This is a genomic window from Pantoea sp. B_9 (assembly GCF_008632015.1).
Taxonomy (GTDB): domain Bacteria; phylum Pseudomonadota; class Gammaproteobacteria; order Enterobacterales; family Enterobacteriaceae; genus Pantoea; species Pantoea dispersa.
On sequence record NZ_VWVL01000004.1, the window covers coordinates 102389 to 113820 of the forward strand.

The following is an 11432-nucleotide window of genomic DNA, read 5'->3' on the forward strand; positions in this document are numbered from 1 at the left end:
GAATCGCGCATGATTACCGTTCACCATCTGGAAAACTCCCGTTCTCATCGGGTGCTGTGGCTGCTGGAAGAGCTGGCGGTGCCGTATCAAATCAAACGCTATCAGCGGGAAAATACCCTGCTGGCGCCAGACGAATTAAAGAAAGTGCATCCGCTGGGGAAATCGCCGGTGATTACCGATGGCAATCGGGTGATCGCCGAATCGGGCGCCATCCTCGAATATCTGCAGCTGAAGTACGACAGTGAGCATCTGCTGGCGCTGCATGAGGAAGAGGAGCAAATTCAGGCGCGCTACTGGCTGCACTATGCTGAAGGTTCGCTGATGCCGCTGCTGGTGATGAAGCTGGTGTTTGCGCAACTGGGCAAAAAGCCGGTGCCATGGCTGCTGCGCCCGGCTGGCGTGGCGCTGAGTAAAGGCATTCAGAAAGCGTGGCTGAACAAGCAGCTGGCGCTCCACGGGCGCGTGATTGAGCAGCATCTGAGCCAGCAGCGCTTTTTTGCCGGTTCACGCTTCAGCATTGCCGATGTGCAGATGAGTTTTCCGCTGCTGGCGTTGCAGATGCGCGGCGCGCTGGGTGAGATGCCCGCCACGGCGCGCTGGCTGGAGAATATGCAGCAGCGGGCCGCGTGGCAGCGCGCGCTGGAGCAGGGCGGCCCGATTCAGTTCAATAACGGTTGAGGCGCAGCGGTAACGCGACGATACAGGATGCCGCGACGCGCTGTCGCGGCACCGCAGCAAACCACCTGAAATGCCAGCCTTTTTCCTCCATGATTTCCTGCTCCCGCTAGCGTAACACCAGCCATAATGGCGCCAGAGCTGCGCATTATCCTGCCTGCCAGGTGATTAGCAGTTGAAAACGCCACCCCAAACGCCAGATAATCGTTTGCCTTTTTTCTGCGGCACCCCTTTTTGACCTGGAATACGCGGCCACGTAATCGTTTGCCTGCTTTTCTCTCTGAGACATCTTCACCAGGATGATGCGCAAACGCGAGCCGCGCGGTGACCTATATCTTAAAAAACACAGAGGAATAACTATGTCTGGCGAATCACGCCCGGCCAGGGGAAAACTGGACGCCTGGTTCCACATTTCAGCACGCGGCAGCAGCGTGCGGCAGGAAGTGCTGGCTGGCCTCACCACCTTTTTAGCGATGGTCTATTCGGTCATCGTGGTGCCTGGCATGCTCGGTAAAGCGGGCTTCTCACCGACGGCGGTGTTTGTCGCCACCTGTCTGGTGGCCAGCTTTGGCTCCCTCATCATGGGACTGTGGGCCAACCTGCCGATGGCGATTGGCTGTGCCATCTCCCTGACCGCCTTCACCGCGTTCAGTCTGGTACTGGGCCAGCACATTAGCGTGCCGGTGGCGCTGGGCGCGGTCTTCCTGATGGGCCTGCTGTTCACGCTGATTTCCGTGACCGGCATTCGCGCGTGGATTCTGCGTAACCTGCCGATGGGCGTGGCGCACGGCACGGGCGTCGGTATCGGCCTGTTTCTGCTGCTGATTGCCGCCGATGGCATTGGTCTGGTGGTAAAAAACCCGGCGGCAGGCCTGCCGGTGGCGCTTGGTCACTTCACCTCTTTCCCGGTGATCATGGCGCTGATCGGGCTGGCGGCGATTTTTGGTCTGGAAAAACGGCGGGTACCGGGCGGCATTCTGCTGACCATCATTGCGATTTCGCTGCTTGGGCTGATTTTCGACCCGGCGGTAAAGTGGCAGGGGCTGTTTGCCATGCCAAGCCTGCGTGATGCCAGCGGCCAGTCGGCGATGTTTAGCCTGGATATCATGGGCGCGCTGCAGCCGGTGGTGTTGCCGAGCGTGCTGGCGCTGGTGATGACCGCGGTGTTTGACGCCACCGGCACCATTCGTGCGGTGGCCGGGCAGGCGAACCTGCTGGATAAAGAGGGCCAGATTATCAATGGCGGTCGCGCGCTGACCACCGACTCTATCAGCAGCCTGTTTGCCGGACTGGTGGGTGCTTCGCCCGCCGCAGTGTATATCGAGTCCGCTGCGGGTACTGCCGCCGGCGGTAAAACCGGCCTGACGGCGATCGTCGTGGGTCTGTTGTTCCTGCTGATTCTGTTTATGTCGCCGCTGGCTTATCTGGTTCCGGCCTATGCCACCGCACCCGCGCTGATGTATGTCGGCCTGCTGATGCTGAGCAACGTGGCCAAAATCGACTTCAATGATTTCGTCGATGCGATGTCTGGCCTGCTGACGGCGGTATTCATCGTACTGACCTGCAACATCGTCACCGGCATCATGCTCGGCTTTGCCGCGCTGGTGATTGGCCGTCTGTTTGCCGGCGAGTGGCGCAAGCTCAACGCTGGCACGGTGGTGATTGCTGTGGCGCTGGTGGCGTTCTACGCGGGCGGCTGGGCTATCTGACCGCAATCCGGGCGTCAGTCCGGATTATTCTCTTTATCGCACACGCCGCACATCGGGTAGCCCCGCCGGGCGGCGTTTTGTTTTACACTTTCCGACGCAACATCGCTTCGATTAATATGATTCGCCTAAGGAAAGCATGGAAATCTTCTTTACTATTCTCATCATGACGCTGGTGGTTTCGCTGTCCGGCGTTGCGGCACGTATCCTGCCGTTTCAGATCCCGCTACCGCTGGTACAGATCGCGGCCGGCGCGCTGCTGGCCTGGCCAACCTTTGGTCTGCACGTCGATTTTGACCCCGAACTGTTCCTCGTGCTGTTTATTCCGCCGCTGCTGTTTGCCGATGGCTGGAAAACGCCGATCAACGAGTTTCTGCATCACGGCCGTGAAATTATCGGCCTGGCGCTGGTGCTGGTGCTGATTACCGTGGTCGGTATCGGCTACCTGATTTACTGGCTGGTGCCGGGCATTCCGCTGATTCCGGCGTTCGCGCTGGCGGCGGTGCTGTCACCGACCGATGCGGTGGCGCTCTCCGGCATCGTCGGCGAAGGGCGCATCCCGAAAAAGATCATGTCGATTGTCCAGGGCGAGGCGCTGATGAATGACGCGTCGGGCCTGGTGTCACTCAAGTTTGCCGTCGCGGTGGCGATGGGCACCATGGTGTTCACCTGGGGCGGCGCCAGCGTCGAATTCCTTAAAGTGGCGATTGGCGGCCTGGTGGCCGGTGTCGCAGTTTGCTGGCTGTACGGTCGTTCGCTGCGCCTGCTCAGCCGCTGGAGCGGTGACGATCCGGCAACACAAACCGTACTGCTGCTGCTGCTGCCGTTCGCCTCTTACCTGATTGCTGAACATCTCGGCGTCTCCGGCATTCTGGCGGCGGTAGCGGCCGGTATGACCATCACCCGTTCCGGCATCATCCGTCAGGCACCGCTGGCAATGCGCCTGCGCGCCAACAGCGTATGGCAGATGCTGGAGTTTGTGTTCAACGGCATGGTGTTCCTGATGCTGGGCCTGCAGCTGCCGGACATTCTCTCCACCTCGATTGCTCAGGCGAACGCCGATCCTAACGTCGAGCTGTGGATGCTGTTCGCCGACGTCGGGCTGGTCTATGCGGCGCTGATGATCGTGCGCTTCGGCTGGCTGTGGATCATGAAGCGCACCAGCCTGCGCCTGCTGAAGAAGAAGCCGCTGGAGTTTTCCAGCTACTCGCTACGTGAACTGCTGATCGCCTCTTTTGCCGGCGTGCGCGGTGCTATCACGCTGGCCGGTGTGCTGTCGATCCCGCTGTTCCTCAGCAACGGCGAACCTTTTCCGGCGCGCTACGAACTGGTGTTTATCGCCACCGGCGTGATTCTGTTCTCGCTGTTTGTCGGCGTGATTCTGCTGCCGATTCTGCTGCGCGGCATGGAGAGCCACGACAAAGTGGGGCACCGTCGCGAAATCCAGAGTGCGCGTGCTGCGATGGCCGGCGTGGCGATCGAGAGCCTGCACAAAATGGAGCAGCGGCTGGAAAACGACGCTGAAGAGAACATCGATCCTGAGCTGCTGAAAGAGGTCAGCCTGCGGGTGATTGGTAATCTGCGTCGTCGCGTCGATGGCAAAGATGATATGGAGCAGGCGCTGTTTGCGGAAAATCTGGAGCGCCGTTTCCGTCTGACCGCGCTGCGCGCCGAACGTGCCGAGGTTTATCATCTGCGCGCCACCCAGCAGATCTCCAACGAGACCATGCAGCGCCTGCTGCGCGATCTCGACCTGCTGGAAGCGTTGCTGATAGAGAAAGAGGAATAGCCGCCGCGTTTTGCTGCTCTCCGATCCCGCGGCCGCCTGACCTACAGGGCGGCCGCTTTGCTACAGCGATAGCCGTGGCGCGTTATCCGGCCAGTGTTCGCGGCAGCAGGCAATCCACGCCTGCGCGCTGCGCGACAGATAACTGCCTTCGCGCCAGATTAGCCCCAGACGCCACTGCAGCTCCGACTCCAGCGGCAGCCACAGCAAGGCCTGTTTATCCAGCCGCTGGCAAATCGGCTCCGGCAGGATCGCCAGCCCCATATCCGCCTGCACCATCGCGGCAAGAAAATCCCACTGCGCGCTGCGCAGCGCGATATCCGGCATCACTCCCTGGCGCTGAAACGCTTTCATCAGCTGGCGGTTAAGCGAAAACTCTTCGTTGAGGATCAGCAGGGGATGCTGAGCCAGCTCGGCCAGCGTCAGGCTGGTGCGGTTGAGCCAGCGCGCGCTGCGCGGCAGCAGCACGCACAGCGGATGGCGCATCAGTTCCAGCGTATTCAGCGGCAGCTCCGCATCAATCGGCAGGGCGGTCAGCGCAATATCCAGCCCGCCGCTCAGCACCGCCTGCTGCACCGTCAGGCCACCAAATTCGGAGATTTTCAGCTGTACGCCGGGATAGCGGCGGCGGAACGCTGAGATCGATCCGGCAATCTGCATGCCGACCATCGGCGGAATGCCCAGCCGCAGCTCACCGGTTTTCAGCTGGTTGATGTCACTGATTTGCGCCTCCAGCTGATGAAACTCCTGCAAAATCGCCAGACCACGCTGATACACCGCCTGGCCGCTGTCGGTGAGATGCAGCTTGCGTCCCTCGCGCAGCAGCAGTGTACAGCCCAGCTCTTCTTCCAGCTGGCGCAGCATTTTGCTGATGGTGGGTTGCGTCACGAACAGCTTCTCCGCCGCGCGGGTAAAGCTCTGCTGACGCACCACTTCGGTGAAGTAACGCAGGGCACGCACGTCCATAAACATTCCTTTTTGGCATAGTTTGAATAATTTTAATTCATTTCTTTCACACTCTGGCACGGATTTATACTGAAACTCTGAATTTTTAACGGGAAGAGAGAAATGGCGTCCGCGCTTCGTCCGCGCACCACGGATATCCTGCAACGCGTCACGGTGCCGCTGCAGCTGGTGCTGTATATCGCCCTGTTCATTGCCAGTGGTCAGCTGGTGAGCTGGCTGCATCTGCCGTTACCGGCCAACGTCGTGGGTATGGTGTTGCTGTTACTGTTGATCGTCAGCGGTATCGTGCCGCTGCGCTGGGTTAAAGCCGGTGCCAACTGGCTGCTGGCCGAAATGCTGCTGTTTTTTATTCCGGCGGTGGTCGCGGTGGTGAATTACAGCGACCTGCTGCGCAGTGAAGGCTGGCGTATCTGTGTGGTGATCGCCGTCAGTACGCTGATGGTGCTGGCGGCCACCTCACTGGTGGTCGATCGCTTATACCGCTTCGAACTGGCGCGCGCGGCGCGTAAGCAGGGCAATCGTGACTGACTTTATCATTAGCCTGTTGTGTCTGGCGCTAACGCTGCTGGTTTACTACCTCAACAAACGCCTGTACCGGCGCAGGCCCACGCTGCTGCTGATGCCGCTGGTGTTAACGCCGCTGGTGCTGGTGGCGCTGCTGCTGCTGACGCACGTCAGCTGGCAGGATTACATCGCCGAAAGCCACTGGCTGCTGTGGCTGCTGGGTCCGGCGACGCTGGCTTTTGCGGTGCCGGTTTACGAAAACCTGCACATTATCCGTCGCCACTGGCTGTCGCTGAGCGTGGGCGTGATCACCGCCACGCTGGTGGCCGTGTGCAGTTCGGTGTGGCTGGCGCGGCTGCTGACATTACCGGAGAGCATCCAGCGTAGCCTGGCGGTGCGCTCCATCACCACGCCTTTTGCGCTGGCAGCGGCCCAGCCGATTGGCGGCCAGCCCGATTTGGTCGCGCTGTTCGTGGTGATTACCGGCGTGTTTGGCATGGCGGTGGGCGACGTGCTGTTTTTACGCATCGCGATTAAGCAGGGCGTGGCGAAGGGCGCCGGCTTTGGCGCCGCCTCGCACGGAGCCGGCACGGCACGCGCTTATCAGCTCGGCCAGCAGGAGGGCGTGGTCTCCAGCCTGGTGATGATGCTCTCCGGCGTGCTCACGGTGCTGCTGGCCCCGCTGCTGGGACAGCTGTTGTGGCATGCCTGACGAGCAAATCTGCGCCCGCATCGTCCTGCGTGTTATCGGATGCGGTCAGTTTCTGCCCGCTGTAACCCATTTTTACGTAAAGCTTTCCAAATAAAGTTGTGTCACGTCGCCGCGCTGTTTACCCTTTGCGCCGAATTATGTGTCCTTCATGGAGTGGATTGTTATGTTTAAGCAACTTGTTACGGGAAGCGTTTTAGGTCTGGCACTGCTGAGCGGCGGCGCGCAGGCGATTGAGGGCAGTGTTGACGTGGGTGAGCACAGCACCAACCTGAACCTTGGCCTCGGCACCGCTTCACCGGGTCTGTTTCTGAAAGGCAACTGGCTGCGCAGCGATCACGACGGCAGCACCTACGGCCTTGGTATGGGGTATAACCTGGATGTGGGTGATTTCCGCGTGGCACCAACGGCGAAAGCGCTGTTCACCCATCCGGAAGATGGCCGTGATGGCTTCACCGTGGCGCTGGGTGCCGGTGCGCAGTATAACTTCAACAGCATGTGGGGCCTGTACGGCGAATATTACTATGCGCCGGAAGCGTTCTCCGATCGTCTGGACAGCTATAAAGAAGCCTCAGGCGGCCTGAGCTTTACGCCGATTTCGCTGCTGAACCTGCGTGTTGGCTATCAGTACATTGAGCTGAACAACAAAGGCGACCGTAAAGATAACGTACTGGTCGACGGCCCGTACGTCGGTGCATCGCTGCGTTTCTGATGACGGGACCAGGTGCGCATGAATGCGCACCCTACGAAATTCCGTAGGGTCGCCATTTATGGCGACCTGGTCAATCACCGCACTACGTTCATGGCGACCTGGTCAATTACCGCACCGCTTCAATGGCGACCTGGTCAATCACCTCACTGCTTCAATCTTAATGCGCTTTCCCCTGCGAAATGCCGACGCCCGTTTGTGAACGGATAAACTGTCCGCGGAATTTCGCCCGCTCCAGCGCCCCCTGCTGGGAATGATCGGTAATGGAAAACAGCCAGGTGCCGACAAACGCGACCAGCATTGAGAACAGCGCCGGATACTCATACGGATAGACTGGCGTTGCGTGTCCCAGTACCTGTACCCAAATGGTCGGGCCGAGAATCATCAGCACCACCGCCGTCAGCAGGCCCAGCCAGCCTCCCACCATGGCGCCGCGCGTGGTCAGCTTTGACCAGTACATCGACAGCAAAATAATCGGGAAGTTACAGCTGGCGGCAATAGAGAACGCCAGGCCGACCATGAAGGCAATGTTCTGTTTCTCAAACAGAATGCCCAGCGCAATCGCCACCACGCCCAGCACCAGCACGGTAATTTTCGACACACGCAGCTCTTCTCGCTCGGTGGCCTGACCTTTGCGGATCACGCTGGCATACAGGTCATGCGACACCGCCGAAGCGCCGGCCAGCGTCAGTCCGGCCACCACCGCCAGAATGGTGGCGAAGGCTACCGCCGAGATAAAGCCGAGGAACAGGCTGCCGCCGACCGCATTGGAGAGATGCACTGCCGCCATGTTAGTGCCGCCAATCAGCGCGCCGCTGGCGTCTTTGAAGGCCGGATTAGCGCCGACCAGCAGAATCGCGCCGAAGCCGATAATAAAGGTCAGGAAGTAGAAGTAGCCCATAAAGCCGGTAGCCCAGAACACGCTTTTGCGTGCTTCCCGCGCATCGGCGACGGTGAAGAAACGCATCAGAATATGCGGCAGGCCGGCGGTGCCAAACATCAGGCCCAGACCGAGCGACAGCGCGGAGATCGGGTCTTTCACCAGACCGCCCGGCTGCATGATCGCGCTTCCTTTCGGATGCACCGCCATCGCCTCGGTAAACAGCCTATTAAAGCTGAAACCGGTGGCTTTCATCACCATGATGGCCATGAAGCTGGCACCAAACAGCAACAGCACCGCTTTGATAATCTGCACCCATGTGGTGGCGAGCATGCCGCCAAACAGCACGTACAACACCATCAGAATGCCGACCAGCACCACCGCGATGTGGTAGTCGAGACCGAACAGCAGCTGGATCAGCTTACCGGCACCCACCATCTGCGCAATCAGATACAGCGCCACCACCACCAGCGAACCGCAGGCGGAAAGGGTGCGGATAGGCTTTTGCTGCAGGCGATAGGACGCCACATCGGCAAAGGTATAGCGGCCCAGGTTGCGCAGGCGTTCGGCAATCAGGAACAGAATCATAGGCCAGCCGACGAGGAAGCCGAGCGAGTAGATCAGCCCGTCGTAGCCGGAGGTGTAGACCAGCGCGGAGATACCGAGAAACGAGGCGGCCGACATAAAGTCACCGGCCATCGCCAGGCCATTCTGGAAACCGGTGATGTTGCCGCCGGCAGTGTAGTAATCGCTGCGCGAGCGGGTGCGTTTGGAGGCCCAGTAAGTGATGCCGAGCGTGGCCGCCACGAAGACCACGAACATGATGATCGCTTCGTAGTTGGTGGCCTGTTTTTGCACCGCGCCGGTAATGGCATCGGCGGCAAATACGCTGGCTGGTACGATAGCCAGCGAGGCGGAGAGCAGGCGCTTCATGATTTCACCTCGCTGACAATCTGTTTGGTCAGACGATCAAACTCGCCGTTGGCGCGCCAGACATAAACGCCGGTCAGCAGAAACGACACCACAATCAGGCCGACGCCGATGGGGATGCCGCGCGTCACATTAGTGCCGGCGTGCAAGGGCGTGCCGAGCCAGCCGGGCGCGAAGGCAATCAGCAGAATAAAGCCGACGTACAGTATCAGCATGATGAGGCTGAGCAGCAGCGCAAACGACTGACGTTTGTGCACCAGCTCCTGAAAACGCGGATTGCTTTCGATTTGTTGCCAGACGGCTTCCTGTTGGTTCAGGGCTTCGTTCATCACATTTTCTCCAGAGGCAAGGCAGACAGAAAACTCACGGCAACGTGATTTAACTGGCTGAATATTCTAGTTATAAAGGTTGTGCGATGGTGAAAAGCATACGGCGTAAGGATGGAAGGGCGGAGAGCTGCCTGCCGGGGACAGGCTGATACTCTCCGCCGGGTCAATGCCGGTTATGGCATGGTGATCGACTGTTTCTCCTCGAGCAATTTCTCCACCACGCCCGGATCGGCCAGCGTTGAAGTATCGCCAAAGTTGCTGGTATCGCCGGCGGCGATCTTGCGCAGAATGCGGCGCATGATTTTGCCGGAGCGGGTTTTTGGCAGCGAATCGGTCCAGTGCAACACGTCTGGCGTGGCAATCGGGCCGATCTCTTTACGCACCCAGTTGCGCACCTCACTGTACAGCTCTGGCGACGGCTCTTCGCCGTGATTCAGCGTGATATAAGCATAGATCGCCTGGCCTTTAATGCTGTGCGGAATCCCCACCACCGCGGCTTCGGCAATTTTCGGATGCGAGACCAGCGCGGACTCGATCTCCGCCGTGCCAAGCCGGTGGCCGGAGACGTTCAGCACGTCATCGACGCGGCCGGTGATCCAGTAATAGCCATCGTCGTCACGGCGCGCGCCGTCGCCGCTGAAGTAGCGATTTTTAAACGTCGAGAAGTAGGTTTGCTCAAAGCGATCGTGATCGCCAAACAGCGTGCGTGCCTGGCCGGGCCACGAGTCGACGATCACCAGGTTACCCTCGGTGGCGCCTTCCAGCGTATTACCTTCGTTATCCACCAGCGCCGGCTGGACGCCAAAGAACGGTTTGGTGGCCGAGCCGGCCTTCAGCTCGGTGGCACCGGGCAGCGGCGTAATCATAAAGCCGCCGGTTTCGGTCTGCCACCAGGTATCGACGATCGGGCAACGGCTGTCGCCAATCTTTTTGTAATACCACTCCCAGGCTTCCGGGTTGATGGGCTCGCCGACCGATCCCATGATGCGCAGGCTGCTGCGCTGGGTGCCGGCAATCGCTTTATCACCTTCAGCCATCAGCGCGCGGATAGCGGTTGGCGCGGTGTACAGCAGCGTGACCTTATGTTTATCCACCACTTCCGCCATGCGGCTGGGCTGAGGCCAGTTGGGTACGCCTTCGAACATCAGCGTGGTGGCCCCGCAGGCCAGCGGACCGTAGATCAGATAGCTGTGCCCGGTAATCCAGCCCACGTCGGCGGTGCACCAGTACACATCATCGTCATGATAATCAAAAACATATTTGAAGGTGGTGGCAGCATACACCAGGTAACCACCGGTGGTGTGCAGCACGCCTTTCGGCTTGCCGGTGGAGCCGGAGGTATAAAGGATAAACAGCGGATGTTCGGCCTCGACCGCTACCGGCTGATGCTGATCGCTGGCTTTCGCCATCAGTTCATGCCACCACAGATCGCGGCCTTCGCGCCAGCCGGTCTCTTTGCCGGTGCGCTGGAACACCACCACGTTTTTCACGCTGGTGACGTTTGGATTGTTCAGCGCATCATCCACATTTTTCTTCAGCGGAATGCTGCGTCCGGCACGTACGCCTTCGTCAGCGGTAATCACCAGTTTTGCACTGGAATCCACTACGCGTCCGGCCACCGCTTCAGGTGAGAAGCCGCCAAAAATGACCGAGTGCACGGCGCCGATGCGCGCGCAGGCCAGCATGGCGACCGCGGCTTCCGGCACCATCGGCATGTAGATCGCCACCACATCGCCTTTCTTCACGCCAAGGCCGGTCAGCACGTTGGCGAAGCGGCAGACGTCGGCGTGCAGTTCACGGAAGGTCAGGGTTTTGCTTTCGCTGGCGTCATCGCCTTCCCAGATAATCGCCGGGTGATCGCCGCGCGTAGCCAGGTGGCGATCGAGACAGTTGGCGGCAAGGTTCAGCGCGCCATCTTCATACCAGCGAATCGAAATATTGCCGGGGGCAAACGAGGTATTTTTCACTTTGCTGTAGGGCGTCATCCAGTCGAGGATTTTGCCCTGTTCGCCCCAAAAGGCCTCAGGATCGTCAACCGACTGTTGATACAGCGCCGCATACTGATCGGCATTTATCAGGGCATTCGCTGCAATGGCAGCGGGTACGGGATGCTTGTGTATTTGGCTCATGGCTGACCTCCTTGAAGATGTTAATCATATGTCAATCAAAGGTTAATTGAAGAGTGGGGCCGGGCTTTGTTTCTGTTTTGCAGTCTGGATCACGACCTTGTGTAAGGCT

Annotated in this window: 10 protein-coding genes; 6 read left to right on the forward strand and 4 right to left on the reverse strand. The window is 59.5% G+C overall.

Annotated features, from left to right (window positions below; all coding sequences use genetic code 11):
- The first annotated feature begins 9 nt into the window (after positions 1-9).
- From F3I21_RS13615 to F3I21_RS13625, 3 genes are all read left to right on the forward strand, one after another.
- Positions 10-678 carry a glutathione S-transferase family protein gene (locus F3I21_RS13615; RefSeq protein WP_021507831.1) on the forward strand — a complete coding sequence of 223 codons (669 nt, stop codon included), beginning with the start codon at positions 10-12 and terminating at the stop codon, positions 676-678.
- Positions 679-1034: 356 nt separating this feature from the next.
- Positions 1035-2384, forward strand: a complete 1350-nt coding sequence (locus F3I21_RS13620; RefSeq protein WP_058757550.1) for an NCS2 family permease — start codon at positions 1035-1037, stop codon at positions 2382-2384.
- 136 nt (positions 2385-2520) lie between these two features.
- Positions 2521-4170: a Na+/H+ antiporter gene (locus tag F3I21_RS13625; protein WP_021507828.1), complete on the forward strand. Its 1650-nt coding sequence runs from the start codon at positions 2521-2523 to the stop codon at positions 4168-4170.
- Positions 4171-4230: 60 nt separating this feature from the next.
- Here F3I21_RS13625 and F3I21_RS13630 read toward each other — a convergent pair whose 3' ends face one another.
- Positions 4231-5133 (reverse strand): LysR family transcriptional regulator, encoded by a 903-nt coding sequence (locus F3I21_RS13630; RefSeq protein WP_021507827.1) that lies wholly within the window; start codon positions 5131-5133, stop codon positions 4231-4233.
- Between the two features lie 102 nt (positions 5134-5235).
- Between F3I21_RS13630 and F3I21_RS13635 the strand changes: the two genes are divergently transcribed.
- The 3 genes from F3I21_RS13635 (at position 5236) to F3I21_RS13645 (ending at position 7058) form a co-directional block, all read left to right on the forward strand.
- A complete protein-coding gene (locus F3I21_RS13635) occupies positions 5236-5661 on the forward strand; it encodes a CidA/LrgA family protein (protein WP_150059153.1) in 426 nt (141 codons plus the stop codon).
- Positions 5654-6349 carry an LrgB family protein gene (locus tag F3I21_RS13640; protein WP_021507825.1) on the forward strand — a complete coding sequence of 232 codons (696 nt, stop codon included), beginning with the start codon at positions 5654-5656 and terminating at the stop codon, positions 6347-6349. The genes F3I21_RS13635 and F3I21_RS13640 overlap by 8 nt, the downstream gene beginning before the upstream one ends.
- Positions 6350-6512: 163 nt before the next feature.
- Positions 6513-7058: a YfaZ family outer membrane protein gene (locus F3I21_RS13645; protein WP_031279754.1), complete on the forward strand. Its 546-nt coding sequence runs from the start codon at positions 6513-6515 to the stop codon at positions 7056-7058.
- Between the two features lie 157 nt (positions 7059-7215).
- Here the strand turns inward: F3I21_RS13645 and F3I21_RS13650 are convergent, their stop codons facing one another.
- The 3 genes from F3I21_RS13650 to acs all read right to left on the reverse strand — a co-directional run bounded on the left by F3I21_RS13650 (position 7216) and on the right by acs (position 11323).
- Complete coding sequence (locus F3I21_RS13650) at positions 7216-8868, reverse strand: cation acetate symporter (protein WP_150059154.1); 1653 nt, start codon at positions 8866-8868, stop codon at positions 7216-7218.
- Positions 8865-9194 carry a DUF485 domain-containing protein gene (locus F3I21_RS13655; RefSeq protein ID WP_058757546.1) on the reverse strand — a complete coding sequence of 110 codons (330 nt, stop codon included), beginning with the start codon at positions 9192-9194 and terminating at the stop codon, positions 8865-8867. The genes F3I21_RS13650 and F3I21_RS13655 overlap by 4 nt, the downstream gene beginning before the upstream one ends.
- Positions 9195-9367: 173 nt before the next feature.
- Positions 9368-11323 (reverse strand): acetate--CoA ligase, encoded by a 1956-nt coding sequence (acs, locus tag F3I21_RS13660; protein ID WP_150059155.1) that lies wholly within the window; start codon positions 11321-11323, stop codon positions 9368-9370.
- Positions 11324-11432: the final 109 nt, after the last annotated feature.